General features: G+C 70.1%; 15 protein-coding genes and 2 pseudogenes. 8 read left to right on the forward strand and 9 right to left on the reverse strand.

What is annotated here, in order from left to right; genetic code table 11:
* Positions 1-65 precede the first annotated feature (65 nt).
* Positions 66-1,187 carry an alpha/beta hydrolase-fold protein gene (locus L0P92_RS01075; protein ID WP_234760453.1) on the reverse strand — a complete coding sequence of 374 codons (1,122 nt, stop codon included), beginning with the start codon at positions 1,185-1,187 and terminating at the stop codon, positions 66-68.
* Between the two features lie 94 nt (positions 1,188-1,281).
* Here L0P92_RS01075 and L0P92_RS01080 point away from each other — a divergent pair, with 94 nt between their 5' ends.
* The gene (locus L0P92_RS01080; RefSeq protein WP_234760454.1) at positions 1,282-1,494 is read left to right on the forward strand and encodes an MbtH family protein; all 213 of its coding nucleotides are present in this window, start codon (positions 1,282-1,284) and stop codon (positions 1,492-1,494) included.
* 53 nt (positions 1,495-1,547) lie between these two features.
* Here L0P92_RS01080 and L0P92_RS01085 read toward each other — a convergent pair whose 3' ends face one another.
* The 4 genes from L0P92_RS01085 to L0P92_RS01100 all read right to left on the reverse strand — a co-directional run bounded on the left by L0P92_RS01085 (position 1,548) and on the right by L0P92_RS01100 (position 5,383).
* Positions 1,548-2,315, reverse strand: coding sequence for a class I SAM-dependent methyltransferase (locus L0P92_RS01085; protein WP_234760455.1), 768 nt, complete (start codon positions 2,313-2,315; stop codon positions 1,548-1,550).
* Between the two features lie 80 nt (positions 2,316-2,395).
* Complete coding sequence (locus tag L0P92_RS01090; protein WP_234760456.1) at positions 2,396-4,507, reverse strand: MMPL family transporter; 2,112 nt, start codon at positions 4,505-4,507, stop codon at positions 2,396-2,398.
* Positions 4,508-4,700: 193 nt separating this feature from the next.
* A complete protein-coding gene (locus tag L0P92_RS01095; protein ID WP_234760457.1) occupies positions 4,701-5,015 on the reverse strand; it encodes a hypothetical protein in 315 nt (104 codons plus the stop codon).
* Positions 5,012-5,383 (reverse strand): ArsR/SmtB family transcription factor, encoded by a 372-nt coding sequence (locus L0P92_RS01100; protein WP_234760458.1) that lies wholly within the window; start codon positions 5,381-5,383, stop codon positions 5,012-5,014. Before L0P92_RS01100 ends, L0P92_RS01095 begins: the two co-directional genes overlap by 4 nt.
* Before the next feature lie 241 nt (positions 5,384-5,624).
* Here L0P92_RS01100 and L0P92_RS01105 point away from each other — a divergent pair.
* Positions 5,625-6,888 (forward strand): annotated as a pseudogene (locus tag L0P92_RS01105) (IS701 family transposase).
* 296 nt (positions 6,889-7,184) lie between these two features.
* The gene (locus L0P92_RS01110; protein WP_234760459.1) at positions 7,185-7,577 is read left to right on the forward strand and encodes a hypothetical protein; all 393 of its coding nucleotides are present in this window, start codon (positions 7,185-7,187) and stop codon (positions 7,575-7,577) included.
* Positions 7,578-7,901: 324 nt separating this feature from the next.
* Here the strand turns inward: L0P92_RS01110 and L0P92_RS01115 are convergent.
* The 3 genes and pseudogenes from L0P92_RS01115 to L0P92_RS01125 all read right to left on the reverse strand — a co-directional run.
* Positions 7,902-8,060: pseudogene (locus tag L0P92_RS01115) on the reverse strand (transposase); the annotation flags it as partial.
* A gap of 1,025 nt (positions 8,061-9,085) precedes the next feature.
* On the reverse strand, positions 9,086-10,339 hold the full coding sequence (locus tag L0P92_RS01120; protein ID WP_234760460.1) for an SLC13 family permease: 1,254 nt from the start codon (positions 10,337-10,339) through the stop codon (positions 9,086-9,088).
* Positions 10,340-10,446: 107 nt separating this feature from the next.
* Positions 10,447-11,568: a PrpF domain-containing protein gene (locus tag L0P92_RS01125; protein ID WP_234760461.1), complete on the reverse strand. Its 1,122-nt coding sequence runs from the start codon at positions 11,566-11,568 to the stop codon at positions 10,447-10,449.
* A 119-nt stretch (positions 11,569-11,687) separates the two neighbouring features.
* On the opposite strand from L0P92_RS01125, the gene L0P92_RS01130 reads away from it, so the two are divergent.
* Positions 11,688-12,641 (forward strand): LysR family transcriptional regulator, encoded by a 954-nt coding sequence (locus L0P92_RS01130; protein WP_234760462.1) that lies wholly within the window; start codon positions 11,688-11,690, stop codon positions 12,639-12,641.
* Here the strand turns inward: L0P92_RS01130 and L0P92_RS45850 are convergent.
* Positions 12,589-13,611, reverse strand: a complete 1,023-nt coding sequence (locus L0P92_RS45850) for a terpene synthase family protein (protein WP_234760463.1) — start codon at positions 13,609-13,611, stop codon at positions 12,589-12,591. The two genes, L0P92_RS01130 and L0P92_RS45850, sit on opposite strands and share 53 nt — an antisense overlap.
* A gap of 253 nt (positions 13,612-13,864) precedes the next feature.
* On the opposite strand from L0P92_RS45850, the gene L0P92_RS01140 reads away from it, so the two are divergent.
* From L0P92_RS01140 to L0P92_RS01155, 4 genes are all read left to right on the forward strand, one after another.
* Positions 13,865-14,371 carry a DUF2617 family protein gene (locus L0P92_RS01140; protein WP_234760464.1) on the forward strand — a complete coding sequence of 169 codons (507 nt, stop codon included), beginning with the start codon at positions 13,865-13,867 and terminating at the stop codon, positions 14,369-14,371.
* Positions 14,368-14,772: a DUF4247 domain-containing protein gene (locus L0P92_RS01145; RefSeq protein ID WP_234760465.1), complete on the forward strand. Its 405-nt coding sequence runs from the start codon at positions 14,368-14,370 to the stop codon at positions 14,770-14,772. Before L0P92_RS01140 ends, L0P92_RS01145 begins: the two co-directional genes overlap by 4 nt.
* Before the next feature lie 107 nt (positions 14,773-14,879).
* Positions 14,880-15,317, forward strand: a complete 438-nt coding sequence (locus L0P92_RS01150; RefSeq protein WP_073937596.1) for a DUF350 domain-containing protein — start codon at positions 14,880-14,882, stop codon at positions 15,315-15,317.
* Between the two features lie 12 nt (positions 15,318-15,329).
* A complete protein-coding gene (locus L0P92_RS01155; protein ID WP_234760466.1) occupies positions 15,330-16,931 on the forward strand; it encodes a polyamine aminopropyltransferase in 1,602 nt (533 codons plus the stop codon).
* Positions 16,932-16,979 lie beyond the last annotated feature (48 nt).

Here is a 16,979-nt window from a genome sequence, read left to right on the forward strand (position 1 = left end):
GACGCGGGGCCGTGTCGATGGGCGGCTCGGCCGCGTGGGCGCGAGAAGCCCTCACCGGCCCGCGGTTATTCAGTTCCTTTGAGTGGAGCGCCAAGTGCCCAGGCGACATCCCGGAGCAGGGCGTGCCGCCAGCCCGCTCGGTCGTGGTCCGACGCCGAGCGGGAGACCCGTACGGTCGCACCGGCCTGTTCCGTTAGCGCCTCGGTCAGCTCGCAGTGAGGCAGCATCCGCCTCTCGTGTTCCCCCACGTCGAACGCGACCCGCAGACCGGACAGGTCGGGGCGCTCCCGCAGGCGCGCGGCGAGGGCACCGCCGACCCGGCCGCCCAACGGATCCGGCAGGTCCATGGCGTCGGGCGTCCACCAGAACGACCCCGACTGGCAGGCGACACGCGACACCAGCTCCGGGAACTCCAGCGCCGCGTACAGCGCGCTCAGCCCGCCCAGGCTCTGTCCGGCGACCACCAGCCGGTCCAGGTCGGCGGGCACGCCGGACTCCGCCACCAGCGGCAGCAGTTCGTCCCGGACCGCCTCCCACAGCTCGGGCCTGCACACGAACTCGGCCGCCCTGTCCTTGGCGGGCAGGAACACCAGCGTGACGGGCGGCATGTCGCCGCTGGCCACGGCCGAGTCGAACGCGGTCATGGCCGGGTGCAGATACAGCCAGTCGTCCCCGTCGAGCAGCAGGACCACCGGCCCACCACCGCCCGCCGGATGGACGCGTACGGTACGCCGCCCGCCGAGCCGTTCACTCGCCCAGCGGATCCGGGTGCGCGGCACGGGCAGTACGTCGTCGGAGCCGACGGCGGGCCAGTGCGGCTGTGCCGGAGCGTCCGGCGTCGCCGCGATGGACCGGTCACCGCCCGCACCGACCGGGTTGAACGGGTCGGCGTGGGCCGCGTCGCCCACGAGGAACTGGTAGGTCACCCGCAGCCGCGCGGGCATGCGCACCTCGGCGTACCAGCAGTCGGTGCCGTCCCATCGGCGCAGGGGCACCGGCTCCGACCAGCTCTCGAAGCCGATGCTCGCCTCGGACCCGCGCCACAGGAACAAGGTCGTCCAGCCACCGTCGTCGGCGGGCACCGACGCCGGTGCCCGTACCGAGGTCCAGAACTCGTCGGTGCCGGGTGTGCCGGGCAGCCCGAACTCGGCGAAGGCGCCCTCCATTTCGGCCGCGAGGCCCCGCATGAACGTCTCCTTGTGAGAGGGAAGGGGAAGAAGCTAGGCTCATTCCAATTAGGCGAGGCTAACCTAATATTGGCATGCCTGGGAGGCACTCAGCATGAGCACCAACCCCTTCGACGACGCCGAAGGCCGTTTCCTCGTTCTGGTCAACGACGAGGGCCAGCACTCGCTCTGGCCGTCCTTCGCTCAGGTGCCCGGGGGCTGGGCGACCGTCTTCGAGGAGAACACCCGGGAGGCGTGCCTGGAGTACATCGAGGCCAACTGGACCGACCTGCGGCCCCGTTCCCTCGCCGAGTCCATGGACGCCTGACCTACCCCTGTCGAGGTCGGGGCCGGGGCCGCGTCAGGTGACGGCCCTGACCGTCAGCCCGCCAGCCGGGCCTTCCAGATCTCCTCGCTGGGCCATTGCCGGGCCCATTCGGCGGGGACCTCCGCGTAGTCCCGATCGGCGGGCCGGGGGGCCTGGACCTCGATCAGGTCCTCCACGACGAAGCCGGAGGACCGGAGCAGACGAAACATCTCGCCGTGCGGCAGGACGAACTGCACGTGATTCCCCCAGTCCAGCCGCGTCAGGCCGAATTGCGGGCGGGACAGGGCCGTGGACGCCGGCCCGTCGGGCCGGGCGCACAGTGCGAACAGCGGTGAGTAGCGCATGAACACCAGACGGCCGCCCGGAACGAGAAGCCGGGCCGCCTCCGGGATCCACTGACAGGGGTCGCACCACAACGACGCGCCGTACTCGCTGATCGCCAAGTCGAACGTGTCGTCCTCGTAGGGCACCGCCTCGGCCTTGCCGAGGACAAGAGGGAAGTCGACGCCGAACTCCGCCTGCATCGCGCGGGCGGTGGCGAGCTGTTTCTCCGAGAGGTCGATCCCGACAGGCCGGGCCCCCGCTCGGGCCAGCCAGGCGGACACGTAGGCGGTACCGCAGCCCAGCTCGATGGTGCGCATCCCGGCCAGGCCGTCGGGGAGTACGGAGACCTGTGACTCGGGGGTGCCCCATAATCCCCACCGCGGTTCCGACTGTGACCAGTGATCACGGGCGAGCGGACCGTGCCACGCGGCCGCCTCCTCGTCCCAGAAGCGGCGGTTCTGCTCCACATGGTCCGTACGGCTGTCATGAGCAGTCATGGATGCATTCGATCCAAGACGCTGATGCTCCGGCAACGGATTTACGACGTGGCTCGGAGCCCAGCGGGTCCTTCCTCGGCCTACGCCACCTCGTGGGCTCGGTGCCGGTCGGCGGCGGAGGGGGTGTTCGCCGAGGCGCCGCCGTCGACGCGGGGCGGGGTCCGGAAGAGGCGGCCCGGCCACCAGAACCAGCGGCCCAGGTCCAGGGCGAGGGCGGGCACCAGGACGGTGCGGACCAGGAAGGTGTCCAGGAGGACACCGGTGCCGACGAGGACGCCCATCTGGGCCATCGTCACCATCGGCAGCCCCGCGAAGATCGCGAAGGTGGCGGCCAGGACGATGCCCGCCGAGGTGATGACGCCGCCGGTGCTCGTCAGCCCTTCCAGGACGCCGCGTTCGTGGCCCAGCCTCGCGGTCTCCTCCTTCACGCGGTGCATGAGGAAGATGTTGTAGTCGATGCCGAGGGCGACGAGGAACACGAAGCCCATCAGCGGGATCGACCAGTCGACACCGGCGAAGTCCAGGACGTGCTCGAAGAGCAGGTTCGAGGCGCCGAGGGCCGCGAAATACGACAGCACGACGGTGGCCAGGAGCAGGATCGGGGCGACGAGCGCCCTCAGCAGGAGGATCAGTACGGCCAGGACGACGAGGAGCACGATCGGGACGACCGTCGTCAGGTCCCGGTCGGCTGCCCGCTGGGTGTCGAGGGTCTCGGCCGTGGTGCCGCCGACCAGAGCGCCCATCGGGTGCACGGCTTCGCGGAGGTCGTCGATCGTGTCCTTGGCTGCCCGGCTGTCGGGTGCGTCCTTCAACACCACGGTCAGGTTGGTGAGTTCACCGTCCGGTGTGCGGTCGGCGTCGTCCTCCACGCGGGCCACGCCGTCCACTGCCGCCGCGGCCTCCCTGACTTCGGCGGTCCGGTCGGTCCGTGCGACGATGTCCGCCGGGTCGGAGGCCCCCGACGGGTAGTGCGCCGAGATCCTCTCCTGCGCCACGACCGACTCGGGCTTGTCCTGGAACATCTCCGCCTGCGTCAGGCCCATGTTGATCCCCACCGCGCTCAGCGCGAGCACCCCGGTCACGGCGACCGACATCAGCCACGACCAGCGGGGGCGCAGGGCCACGGCGGACCCGATACGCGACCAGATCGTGCGCGGCTTACGGACGGCTGTGCCGTGGTGCGGGACGAACGGCCAGAACACCCAGCGGCCCGCGATCACGAGCAGCGCCGGAAGCACGGTGACCATGGCCAGGAGGCCGCAGACGACGCCGACCGCGCCCACCAGCCCCAGCGAACGGGAGGAGTTGATGTCGGCGAAGGCCAGGCAGGACAGGCCCACGGCGATGGTGGCGGCGGAGGCAAGGATCGCCGGGCCGGAGCGGCGCAGCGCGATGCGCATCGCCTCGTGCCGGTCGGCGTGGCGGTGCAGCTCCTCGCGGTAGCGGGCGATGAGGAGCAGGGCGTAGTCGGTGCCGACGCCGAAGACCAGCACCATGAGCACACCCGCGCTCTGCGGGTCGACCGGGAGCCCGGCGTGCCTGGCCAGCAGGTAGGTGGCGACCTGGGTGAGGACGGCCGCGAAGCCCACCGACAGCAGGGGCAGCAGCCACAGGACCGGGCTGCGGTAGGTGAGCAGGAGCAGGACGGCGACCACGACGCCGGTGGCCAGCAGCAGGGTCGTGTCGAGGCCGTCGAAGACCGCCACCGAGTCGGTGAGGGAGCCGGCCGGACCGCCGACCTCGACGTCCACGCCGGGCGGGGCGTTGGCACCGGCCACGTCACGCAGTTCGTCGACCTTGTCGGTGACGTCGTCCTCGCCGTCCAGCGGCACGATCGTCATCAGGGCCTGGCCGTCCTCGGACGGGATCGGCCCCGAGACCTCCTGACCGACGGCCACGAACCGCGCGAACGTGTCCCGCTCGGCCGCGGCCGCCGCCTGCGCGCCGTCGCCGGTGTAGACGACGACGGCCGGCATCACCGTGTCCGTACGGAACTTCTCCAGTTCCGTGTTGACCTGCGCGGACTCGGCGCCGCGCGGCAGGAAGGCGTTGGGTCCGGTTTCCTCGACGTCGCCGAGCTTGCCGGCCAGCGGGCCGAGAGCGACGGCCAGGATCAGCCAGACCGCCAGGACCAGCCACTTGCCGCGTCGCCCGCCGGGGGCGCGGGCGACGCGCTGGAGCAGCGCACGCATGAGTAGTCTCCTTTACGTAGGGAGCGCGCCGCCGGACGTTCGACGACCGGCACCAGGGCGCACGGGGCCCGCATCACGGCGCTTGCAGGTGTGACGACCTGCCGTGATGTACGGGTGGGTGTGTCCGAGGGGTGTGTTCCTCCGCGGTACGGCCGGGAGTTGCCGCTCCCGGCCGTACACCTGCGGTGGGCGTCTATTCGATCTCGCGCATCATCTTCTCCATCGCGGACACCGACAGCCGGGTCTGCGTCAGCTCGTCGAGGGTCTGCCGCTGCTCGTCGGCCATGCGGCGCTGCAACTCCACGGTGTCCTCCAGGAGTTGGGCGTACCTCGCCGCGAGGTCCTTGTACTGCTGCTCGCGCGCGGCCAGCATCCGGGCCCGCCAGGTGGCGGCGACCTGCCACACGATCACGATCAGCAGGGTGAAGACCCCGGCCGCGCCCACGGCTCCGGCCAGAGCGCCCACGGTCTCGGCGCTGTCGGCGAGCGTCACCTGTTCCCCATTCACTTCGCTTCCTCTTTCTCGGCCTCGGTCTTCTCGGGCTGGGCCCTCTCGGCGTCGGTGAGCGTCGCGGCCGCCCGTGCGACGACGTCGGGAGTCAGCTCGTAGAAGAACGGCGTGACATCGAAGTACTTCATCGCCTTGCCGTCCTCCGCGAGTTCGAGCGTGCCGACGACCAGTCCGGCCGCCTCCAGCCGCTGCAGGTGCATGTGCAGCAGCGGCCGGCTCATCCCGATCTCGCGGGCCAGCGCACTGACGTAGTTCCGGCTCTCCAGCAGCGCCGCGACGATCCGCATACGGTGCGGATTGCCGAGTGCGGAGAGCACCCTCAGCAACGCGTCTCCCGTCGGTGCCGGAGGCGGGACCTCGGGCATCGCGGCCCCTTTCCGTCGTACCTGTCAGAAAAGGCTGACAGGGCTCGAGAGCACCTGTCAAAGATTCCTGACACATATCAGGGGGAGATGGGGGACATCTCAGGGTCGGGTGCGGGGGCGAGCCACGCAGCGGACGGGTCAACCTCGCACATGCGAGGTTCACGCGGCACTAGTAGTGCCTGGTCAGGTTCACTTGCCGGTGGCGTGTCTGTTTGATCGCTTGTTCCGTTGACCTGTTGTGATGGGTGGGGAGCTGGCCGCGGTCCGGTGCGATCTGGAGGACTTCGCGGCGGAGATGTTCGAGCCGTTCGCGCGGGCGGATCAACGCCGGTGGGGAACGGTCTATCTGCGGGGTCTGCTGCTGGACGGGCGGCGCAAGTCGGTGGAGCCGATGGCCGCCCGGCTGGGCAAGGACGGCAACCGGCAGGCCCTGGCGAACTTCATCACCACCAGTCCGTGGGACGCGGCACACGTCCGCGCCCGCCTGGCCTGGCGGATGCAGCAGGTGATCAACCCGATCGCGCTGATCGTCGATGACACCGGTTTCCTCAAGGACGGTGATGCCTCGGCGTGCGTGGCCCGGCAGTACACCGGTACCGCCGGTAAGGTCACCAACTGCCAGGCTGGCGTCTCCCTGCACCTGGCCTCGGATACTGCGTCGGCGGCTGTCGACTGGCGCCTGTTCCTGCCCGAGAGCTGGGACCCCGCCTCGCCCAAGGCCGATCCGGGCAAGGTGGCCCGCCGCACCACGTGCGGCATCCCCGCCGATGTCGGACACGTTGAGAAGTGGCAGCTGGCCCTGGACATGATCGACGAGACCAGGTCGTGGGGCATCGACGTCCCGCTCGTCGTCGCCGACGGCGGCTACGCGGCGATACGGCAGCCTTCTGCCTGGGCCTGGAAGAACGCGGGCTCACCTACGCGGTCGGCATCTCTACCACGACCACCGCCCATCCGGAATCGGCACGGCCTCATACCCCGCCCTACGGCGGTCGCGGCCCGAGGCCCCAGCCGGTCTACCCGGAGGCGGCCAAGACGGCGAAGAAAGCTGGTCATCGAGGCGGCAAGCAGACGGCCAGGCCGGTGCAATGGCGGGAAGGCTCCCGGCCGGGCAGCGGCCGCAGCGGCGTCAAGCGCATGTACTCCCGTTTCGTGGCCCTGCGGGTGCGGCCTGCCGGACGAGAGATCCGCAAAGCCGCCAGCGGCCCGGAACTGTCCGTGCGCTGGCTCCGGCCGAATGGCCTGCTGACCAGCCCGAACCCGTGCAGTTCTGGCTGTCGAACCTGCCCGCCGACACGGCGCTGGCCACCCTCGTGCGCACCGCGAAACTGCGCTGGCGCATCGAGCACGACTACCACGAGATGAAACAGACCCTGGGCCTGACCCACTTCGAGGGCCGTACCTGGAGGGGCTGGCACCACCACGTCACCCTGGTCTCCGTCGCACACGCCTTCTGCACCCTCCAGCGCATCACTCGGTCCCCAAAAGAGACGGCGCCAGCCTGAGCCTCTACCAGGTCGCCCGCGAACTGCAGCTACTCCTCGCGGTCTGGACCGGCGCCTGCCCCACCTGTCACCGCAACATGCCACAACCGATACCAACCTGACCAAGCACTACTAGGGGCTGTCCTGGCGAAGGGCCGGGCCTATAGGGCCAGCCGGGCGGGACGACGCCGCAACACCCTCAGATATCAGAGGTGTTGCGGCGTCGCCGCGTCCTGCAGTGTTGGCGGTGGGCGGAGGCCACGGGGAACCGGCGCCGCCGACACCGAATGCGACACCCTTCGGGGGAAGGAGTCGATGTGATCCGCAAGATGTCCGTCGCCGCGGCGACGCTGGGTGCGGCGACCGCACTCATGCTCGGGGGAGCGGGGCTGGCCTCGGCCGGCACCGCAGGTTCGGCCGGCGCGTCCGGCGAGACGCGGGCCCAAGCGGCGCCGTGCTGGCACAGCGGCAGCCACTGGTGGTGCAACAACAGGGTCGGCGCCCCGGTCCTGGAGGCCAACACCGGTCAGGTCGTCGGTTACATGAACTCGAACCCGTCGTGGTTCGTCTGCCGCCAGGAGGGCAACCCCACCGGCGGCGGCGGCCCGCACCCGAACCGCTGGGTGTGGACGACGGCCGACAACGGCAAGAAGGGCTGGATGAGGGACAGCGACATCTCCAGCGAGACCAACTCGCTGCCGACCTGCTGAGTGCCTGACCGATTGCCTGGGTGCTCAACGGCGCCTGATGGGCATGTCTGCGCGCCCGCCGCTCCTTCAACGGGGCGGCGGGCGCCACTCATTCGGTGTCCTTCCCCTCTCCCTCGGGGAGAACGGGGAAGCGGCGCGGCTGGCAGCCGTGCCGGGCAGCGCCATGTCCTCGGCGACCGGGACGTGTTCGAACCGCTGAACCAGTAGGGACTGCCAGCCCAAGTCCTGCCAGCTGCAGAACGTCCGCCGCACGTACCGGTCCATATCGAACCCGGCATAGGGCCGCAGATTCTCGAACCGCGCGGAATCGAATACCAACGATCCCGAGGCTATCGGCTCCACCGACTTGCGCCGCCCGTCCAGCAGCAGACCCCGCAGATAGACCGTTCCCCACCGGCGTTGATCCGCCCGCGCGAACGGCTCGAACATCTCCGCCGCGAAGTCCTCCAGATCGCACCGGACCGCGGCCAGCTCCCCACCCATCACAACAGGTCAACGGAACAAGCGATCAAACAGACACGCCACCGGCAAGTGAACCTGACCAGGCACTACTAGCCGCTTGTGAGGATGCTGCACACGCAACCGGGGCGCGGCAGAGCGGCACCTCGCCGCCGCGTACTCGTCGAACGAGGGGAAACCAATACTCAAGACGATCAAGCGGACCGCCGTGGCCCTGACACTGGCCACCGGTACTCTCGCCGCCACCGCGGCGACCGCACAGGCCGGTGAACTGGGAGTGCGGCAGGGGGACTACGCGGGCTGCAAGGTCGGCTACGTCTGCATGTAACAGAACGAGGCCGACTGGAACGCGGGCCGGCCCAGCCACCGCTGGTACGAGTACGGCGCCCACAACCTGAACAACCAGTACGGCAAGAAGTGGGTCTTCAACAACCAGCACTCCGGAGCGAAGGCCCGGCTGTGCTACGGGTACAACGGTGCCAACTGCACCGGCCTGATCATCAACAGCTACACCGTCGGCGTGGACGACATCACGTCGATCAACAGCATCAAGCTCTACGCGTAGTCCGCTCCGACGGTCCGAGGGCGCGGCCACCGGCCCTGCGGACGCACACCGGGCCCCGGGGAGAAGACCTCCCCGGGGCCCGGTGCATGGAGTCGTGCGGTTCAACGACGGCGTGACGCCGGCTCACGCCGGCCTGCTGCGGTCACACGGGTTCGGGGTCGGACGACTGGACCTTCTCGACGAATTGGAGCATGACACCGTCGGGGTCCTTGATGTTCAACACCTTCCGGACCCCGAAGTCGCCGAGGTCCCAGACCTCCGGAGGACCGGAAAGATACCGTCCACGCCGAGGTACCCGGAATGGGCTGGTCGGAGATGGCGGATCTCACCTCGGTATGAGGCGAGCGGCCCGGGCGCGGCGGCGCTCGGCCACGCCCGGACGCCGCGAGGGGATGCGGCGTCGGAGCGATGACGGATGACATGAGCGAGGGCGCCGTGCATGGTCGTGTCCGGCGCCCTCCACTGTCCCTTGTCCGTCCTCGCCCTATGACCAGGGCAGGACCAGGGCGCCCCAGGCGACGACCGGGCCGAGGGCGACGATTCCGCCGGTGTAGCCGATGACCTGGCGGTAGAAGCGCCGGGTGTCCACCCCACGGGCGTTGCTGAGGACGAGGGCCCCGTTGGTGGAGAAGGGAGAGGTGTCGACGATCGTCGTGGAGACGGCGAGCGCGGCGATCAGTCCGGCGGCACTGAGGTGGCTGGAGAGCAGCAGCGGTACGGCGATGGGGATGATCGCGGTGAGAATCGCCGTGGACGAGGCGAAGGCGGAGGTGATGGCCACGGTGAAGCACAGCAGCAGGGCGACGACGACCGGGGCGCCGAGGTCCGCCGCGTGCTCGGAGATCTCCTCGATGACGCCGGCCTTCTCCAGCATCGCGATGTACGTCATCATGCCCGCGACCAGCAGCAGGGTGGACCAGCTGACGCCGTCCACGGCCTTCTCCTGCCGCTTCATGTCCACCAGCGCCAGCAGCGCGCCCGCCGCCAGCGCGAGGAAACCGATCTCCAGGTGGAAGCCGAGCGCGCCGACGACGAGGGCCATCAGTGAGGCGAGGGTGAGCCACTGCCGCCAGTCGGGCCTGCCGGAGACGGCGAGGTCCTCGTCGTCGGCCGCTTCCGCGTCGCCCTCGGCCAGCGGCGCGGGACGCTTGGCGAGCAGGGCGTAACTCAGGACCGACAGCACCAGGTTGATCAGGAAGCTGGCGCTGAACAGCGCGACGGCGGAGACCTGCAGATCGGTCTCGTCGACGAGGCCGAGCACCAGCGCACCGGAGACGGCGAGCGGTGAGAACGCGCCCGCGTGCCCACCACTGATCACCATCATGCCGACGAGCAGCGGATTGAGCTTGTAGCGGTACGCGAAGTTCATCCCGATCGGCGCGAGGATCGCGACCGCGGCCGGAGTGAACGTACCGAACGCCGTCAGCAGAGCGGCCACCAGGAACAGCACCCAGGGGATGAGCCCCACCTTGCCCCGCACCAGCCGCACCCCGGCCGCGACGAGCCAGTCGATGGTGCCGTTGCGGCGGGCGACGGAGAACAGGTAGGTGACGCCGACGATGGTGACGAAGAGCTTCGCCGGGAACCCCTCGAAGATCTCGTCCTCGGTGAGACCGAGCGAGGCGGTGCCGACGGCGAAGGTGGCGACGAAGGCGAGGATGCCCAGGTTGATCGGCAGCACGGTGCCGACCACGAACATCACCAGCAGGGCGCCTATGGAGATCACTTCAACAGACATCTTTGTCCTTGGTGCGGTGGGGACGGGATGGCGCGCCCCGAGGGCGCGAGGGTATCCCGGTGCGGACGGCTGGGAGCCGGCCCGACCGAGGTGATGTTCGTCGCGGCTCAGGCGGCTTGCGGGCGGCCCGCCTCCGGTACGTAGATGCGGGCGTCGGCGAGCAGCCGTGCCGCGCGCTGCACGGTGACCCGGTGCGGCAGGCCGTCCCGTACGTCGGTGCAGCGGACCGCGACGACGCCGGCGGGCGTGCCGAGGCGCAACCACTCGTAGGTCGGGCCGCCCGTGCTCCGGGAGACCACCGACCCCTCCAGCAGCCCGGCCGCCGCGACGGCGACGGCGGAGGTCAGGCCGATCGCGGGGTGCGGGGCGTTCATGCTGAGCATGCGCACCGACACGTCGTAGTCCTCGGCACCGATCGGTTCACCGAGGGTGGTGGTGTACGGCACCGGCGGGCCGACCAGGCCCACCTTGGGCACCGCGTCCCCCGGCTCCTCGCCCGGTAGGCCCAGCCCCATCAGAGGTGCGGCCGCATGACGCACGGTGCGCAGCCAGGGGACGTCCGCACTGATCCGCTCCAGTGACTCGGCACCGGTGCGCCCGGCACTGGCGGCGTCGACCAGGACGACCGGAGCCCCCGCGGCCACCATGCTCACGCGTACCGGCTCGGCGGCGCCCACCCGCAGATCCTGCGCGGCCCGGCCGGTGGGCAGCAGCGAGCCGGTGGTCCCACCGGCCGGGTCGCGGAATGTGAGACCGACCGCGACCCCACCGGCCCGGGTGCCCGGCACCGTCTGGCGGCCGAAGTGCCGCACCACGCCTCCGGGGGTGTCGACGATCCCTTCGAGGACCGCGCCGGTATTGGTGTTGCGCATCACCACGCGCGTCCGATCACCGGTGACCGGGACCATGCCTTTGCTCACCGCGTACAGGGCGACGCCGGTGGCGCAGTTGCCGCAGTTGCTCGTCCACTCCACCGAGCCCGTCCCGATGCCGACCTGCCCGAACAGGTAGTCGATGTCGACGCCGGGCCGGGACGAGGCGCTGACCACGGCCGCCTTCGAGGTGGTGGGGGTCGCCCCGCCCACCCCGTCCAACTCCACGGGATCGGTGGCGCCGTACGCGGCGACCAACAGCCTTTCGAGGTCACCACGGTCGGCAGGGACTTCGACCTGGTTGAACAGCCAGCACTTGCTGGTGCCGCCACGCACCAGGGTCGCGGGAATGTGCACGTCTGAGGCTCTTCCTGGATCAAGGGAGGTAGGGGAAGTGCGGAGACCTTCGCAGAGGCGTGACTTCGGAACAATCGCAGTTCGCTTCACCTGGGTTTAGCTCAGCTAAAGTCGACGGCATGCTCAACGTGCGCCGTCTGCTGCTGCTCACCGAGGCCACCGAACGCGGTTCGCTCACCGCCGCGGCGGAGGCCCTCGGCATGACCACCTCCGCCGCCTCCCAGCAGATGTCCCTGCTGGAGCAGGAGGCCGGACAGCCCCTGATCGAGCGGCTGCCGCGCGGGATCCGGCCCACCCCGGCCGGTGCCGCGCTGGCCGGTCGAGGCCAGGCGATCCGCCGTGAACTGCGCGCGGCACAAGCCGACTTGGACTCCTTCACAGCCCTCGACCAGGGCACCCTGAGGCTGGGCTCCTTCCCCACGGCCAGCGCGTCCCTGCTTCCCCTCGCGCTCACCCGCTTCCGACGCCGCCACACCGGCATCCGCATCGAGGTACGCGCAGGAGTCCTCGCCGAGCTCCGGGAGATGCTGCACACCGGCGAGGTCGAGCAGGGGCTGCTCTGGGACTACGAATGGAACCGCCTCGACGACCCGGCGCTCTCCCTCACCCACCTCCTGGACGACCCCACGGTGCTGGTCGTCCCCGCCGACTCACCTCTGCGCACCCATCCCTCCGTCCGTCTCGGCGACCTCGCCGACCAGGAGTGGATCATCCGCGCCGACAACCACCCCGTCGCCGACGTCCTGCGCCGCAGCTGTCGCCAGGCCGGCTTCGAGCCGCACATCGCCTACTCCTCGCACGACTACCAGGAGGCCCAGGCCATGGTCGCCGCAGGCCTCGGCATCGCGCTCGCACCCCGCCTCGCCCTCACCAGCCGACGCAGCGACGTACGCCTCCTGCCGTTCGCCTCCGACGTCCCGGCCCCCACCCGCCGCATCCTCCTCGCCCGCGCCACGGCCCGCCCCGCCACCCCACCCGCCCAGGCCATGGCCCGCGTCCTGCGCACGGTGGCCCAGCGATTCACCGCCCCGGACCTGCACCGCGCCCAGCTCGGAGCGGTACGGAGGGGCTGACAGCACGACCACGAGACGCACCCCCCAGGGCGACGAGCGGGGCGGCCGGATCCGGAACTTCGGACACGTCATAGCGGCGCGTACCCGTGCAGCGGGGCGGGTCGCCTAGGTACCAGGCCAGGTCGCCGACGATGTCGACCGCGGTCTGCAGGGGGCAGTCGAGGAAGTCCCGCACCACGAGGACGCTGTTGTCGACCTCGCCCTCGTGGTCGATTTCCCGACGGTAGGAGTAGATGTCGTTGATGAGGGCGTACTGGTCCCCGAAGGTGTTGACGAGCTCCCGCATGACGCGGTGCTCGTGGAGTTCGGCGGGAAGGTCGCGGCCGGCGGTCAGCAGCAGGTAGATGGCGGTGAGGTCGGTTCCCGCGGTCAGGCGGCGCATCTCGATGAAGTCTTCAGCACCCGCAGCGGTCGGGAGCCGGACACCCGGGCCGGGACGGGGGCGTTGACCGCGTGCTCGACCAGCCCCGCCGACCAGGGGGCGCCGCCGACCCTCCGGCGGACCTCGATGTACTCCAGCGGGTGGGGGACCCGGCACCGTGCGCGCCCACAGGTCGGCGAGGCCGCGTTCCACCGGATTGACCGGCTCCAGCGAAGGCGCGCCGCCGTCCGGCGGCATGAACGACGGCAGCCGCGCGAGGTACTGCCGTGCGCCGTCCATGTCCCGGGTGCGCTTGAACACCTGGAGGAAGTGGTCGTCGAAGTAGAACACCCACACATACCAGTCGGTCACCAGGTCGAGTTCCGGTGCCGGCGCGTCGGGGTGGGTGTAGGCGCACAACAGCGCGTAGTCCATGGCCTCGAAGGCGCAATCGCCCCACACCTTGGGAACACCCTCATCCACCGGCGTACCGAGCATCCCCATCGATTGCGCCCACTGCCGGGTGTGGACGCGTGCCGCCTCCAGGTTCGGATTCAGACGGGCGGGACACGGCGTGTAGAAGGAGGGGAGGTCAAGAGGCTGCGCCACCAGCGGCTCCGTCTCGTGCGATCAGACCAGGGGCACAGGGCCATCCGCCCTTCAGTAAAGTCGGCCGTGCCCGGTCCGGCCCATCCCTCACACGGCTGAAAAAGGATCATGGACCCGGGTCCTGGATCAGGACGATGGCATCGAGGGGTGGGAGGCTCTCCAGTTCACTCCACCCTCCCCCCACCCTCAGGCCCCACGAACGCATGTGTCATACTCGGGCGCCGATCATGGCAAGAAACGACCGGGGGGCCGTGTGGACGCCGTTTCCCTGGACGCTCCCTATCTGGACACGGATGCGGATCAACTCTGCTTCTCGCTGGACCTGACGGAGCGTCCGGCGCTGGCAGAGCGTGTGATGTCGCTCGGTGGGCTGGACGTGCGGCTCCGGCTGCTCGGCGCCTCGCACCAGGTTTTCGCCGGTCCCGTGCGGGAGACGGTGGCCTGTCTGCAAGGCGCGGTGAGGGGTCTGCCCGAAACCTGCACCCGTCATCTGCCAGGCTGGGTCTACGACTTCGGTGCCACCACCCGCCGACTGGTTCCCGAGGAATTCAGCGCAGAGGTGGCGCAGATCCTCGGCCAGGCCCACGACGCCGAGCACAGTCTGTGCGGAGTCTTCCCCGGTTCGCCGGAGGCGGTCACCGCGGTGGTCGTCGAGACGGTCGACGGACCGCACGGCGCCGGGCTCGTCTGGCGCACCTGGCACACGTATCCGCAGAACGGCCAGATCGTATCGACGCACAGCCGGCTGGAGGCCCGATGAACAGCGCCCGACTCGTCCGCGCAGCGGTGGCGGCCGCGCTGGCCGCGACCCTGCTCACCGCCTGCGCCGGCGACGGGGACGACGACGCGGTTCCGCGCGACTGGATCAGGAAGACGTACACCGAGACCGGAGCGGACTGGGTCGACCCCAACAGCGGCCCGAGCGAGGTCGCACAGGCGATACACGCCGAGCGCGCGGCCCTGGACCGTGCCTCCGGCGACACCATGGAGTTCCTGCGCTACGGCGACGACATGGTCACCGTCTCGCCGTACCGGAGCGGCAGCCTGATCGAGATCGAGGACTACCGCAACGGCTACCGCCGCCACAAGCAGCACCTCCTCTACTGGCCGGACCCGAACAGCGCGAGCTTCCGCGGCGGCGGCCCCGGCGAGGGCAAATAACGCCAGCAGCACCCGGTGGACCCGCCGGACCACCGTCCGACGCCTCCCACGCTCCTCCCGCACAACCCCGATCACGCCCCGACCCCGTCCCCAAGAAAGGCAACGCAGTGACCGAGATCTTCGAGTCGACCGGCCAGGCCCTGCTCTACGGAGTCGTCGGCCTCGTCGTGATGGCCGTCGGCTTCATCGCGCTCGACCTCGTCACGCCGGGCAAGCTGTACCACGTGGTATGGACCGACCGGAACCGCGGCGCGGCCGTCCTGCTGGGCAGCCAGTCCGTCGCCGTGGGCCTGGTCATCATGAAGGCCATCGAGGCGAGCGAGTCCGAGCAGGGCCTCGGCTACGGCCTGATCAGCACGCTGCTGTACGGCCTCGCCGGAGTGCTGGTGATGACCGTCGTCGGCATCGTGATCGGCGTGTTCACGCCGGGCCAGATGGGCGCGGTCGTCCTCGACGACCAGGACAGCCGCCCGCACCCCGCCGCCTGGGTCCAGGCCGGCATGTACCTGGGCACCGGGTTCATGGTCGGCGCGGCGATCTCGTAGCGGCGCCTCACGATGAGCACCACCCTGCAAGACCGCGACACCACCACGGCACCCTCCGGCCCCCCGGCCGCCAAACACACCCGGGGGGCACGTTTCCTGCTGCTCTTCGCCGTGTTCCTCTGCGCGGCCTGCGGCCTGGTGTACGAGCTGGCCCTGACCGCGCTGGGCAGCTACCTCATCGGCAACTCGGTGCTCCAGACCTCCGTGGTCATCTCCGTGATGGTGTGCGCCATGGGGCTCGGCTCCCTCGCCGCCAAACCCCTGCGCCGCCGCGCGGTGGGCGCGTTCGCGCTCGTGGAGGGCGTACTGGCGCTGGTCGGCGGACTGTCGGTGCTGGTGCTGTACGCGGCGTTCGCCTGGCTCCAGCTCTACACCCCGGCGATGATCGTGATCGCCGTGGCCGTCGGCGTGCTGATCGGCGCCGAGATCCCGCTGCTGATGACCCTGCTCCAGCGGATCCGACGGCAGGAGGCGGGCAGCGCGGTCGCCGACATGTTCGCCGTCGACTACATCGGCGCGCTGGTCGGCGGCCTGGGCTTCCCGCTGTGGCTCCTGCCGACGTTCGGTCAGCTCAAGGGCACGCTGGTGGTCGGCGCGGTCAACGCCGTGGCCGGTGTCATCGTGGTGGTGTTCATCTTCCGCCGGCAGATCAGGCGCTGGGTACGCAACGCCCTCCTGGCCGGCGTCACGGCGGTCCTCGCCGTGCTCGGTACGGCGTACGCGTTCGCGGACGACCTGGAGGTGACGGCGCGCCAGCAGATGTACCGCGACCCGATCATCCACGCGGAGACGACGCCGTACCAGGAAATCGTCGTCACCCGCTCCACCGCCTTCACCGGCGAACCGGACATCCGGCTCTTCCTCAACGGCGACCTCCAGTTCAGCTCCGTCGACGAGTACCGCTACCACGAATCCCTCGTCCACCCCACCCTCTCCGGCCCCCGCGCCAACGTCCTGATCATGGGCGGCGGCGACGGACTCGCCCTGCGCGAGGTGCTGCGCTACGACGACGTCCAGCACGTCACACTCGTCGAACTGGACCCGGCGATGACCCGGCTCGCCCGCGACTTCAAGCCCCTGCGCGACCTCAACGACAAGGCACTGGACGACCCCAGGGTCAAGGTCGTCAACGCCGACGCCTTCAACTGGCTGCGCGGCGCCCGCCAGAGCTACGACGCGGTCGTCATCGACTTCCCCGACCCGGACACGGCGGCCCTGGCCAAGCTGTACTCGGTGGAGTTCTACCACCTGCTCGGCCAGGTCCTGACGCCGCAGAGCAGGGTGATGGTGCAGAGCGGGTCGCCGTTCTTCGCGCCCAAGACGTACTGGTCGATCGCGAAGACGATCGAGACGGCGGGCTACTCGACGGCCGAGTTCCAGGTCGACGTACCGAGCTTTGGCAACTGGGGCTACGTCCTGGCCGCCCCGGGCGGTGGCGAGTCGCCACCCCTGCGGTTGGCATCGGACGCCCCGCGACTGCGGTACCTGGACGAGGCGGTCCTGAAGGCCGCCGCCGTGTTCCCCGTGGACCGCCGCCGCCAGGACGTACGCCCGAGCACGCTCATGGACCCGGCCGTGCTGGAGTACGTGCTGGACGAGTGGGAGAACTACTGACCGCTGCGCTCCGAGCTCATCTGGGTATGGGAATGGGCAGGGGCGGGT

The organism is Streptomyces muensis (genome assembly GCF_021474425.1).
Taxonomy (GTDB): domain Bacteria; phylum Actinomycetota; class Actinomycetes; order Streptomycetales; family Streptomycetaceae; genus Streptomyces; species Streptomyces muensis.

What these genes read in the sequence shown, in the direction of transcription:
- L0P92_RS01075 (WP_234760453.1), bottom strand. Translation starts at nt 1,187, where the DNA reads ATGCGGGGCCTCGCGGCCGAAATGGAGGGCGCCTTCGCCGAGTTCGGG.
- L0P92_RS01080 (WP_234760454.1), top strand. Translation starts at nt 1,282, where the DNA reads ATGAGCACCAACCCCTTCGACGACGCCGAAGGCCGTTTCCTCGTTCTG.
- L0P92_RS01085 (WP_234760455.1), bottom strand. Translation starts at nt 2,315, where the DNA reads ATGACTGCTCATGACAGCCGTACGGACCATGTGGAGCAGAACCGCCGC.
- L0P92_RS01090 (WP_234760456.1), bottom strand. Translation starts at nt 4,507, where the DNA reads ATGCGTGCGCTGCTCCAGCGCGTCGCCCGCGCCCCCGGCGGGCGACGC.
- L0P92_RS01100 (WP_234760458.1), bottom strand. Translation starts at nt 5,383, where the DNA reads ATGCCCGAGGTCCCGCCTCCGGCACCGACGGGAGACGCGTTGCTGAGG.
- L0P92_RS01120 (WP_234760460.1), bottom strand. Translation starts at nt 10,339, where the DNA reads ATGTCTGTTGAAGTGATCTCCATAGGCGCCCTGCTGGTGATGTTCGTG.
- L0P92_RS01130 (WP_234760462.1), top strand. Translation starts at nt 11,688, where the DNA reads ATGCTCAACGTGCGCCGTCTGCTGCTGCTCACCGAGGCCACCGAACGC.
- L0P92_RS01145 (WP_234760465.1), top strand. Translation starts at nt 14,368, where the DNA reads ATGAACAGCGCCCGACTCGTCCGCGCAGCGGTGGCGGCCGCGCTGGCC.
- L0P92_RS01155 (WP_234760466.1), top strand. Translation starts at nt 15,330, where the DNA reads ATGAGCACCACCCTGCAAGACCGCGACACCACCACGGCACCCTCCGGC.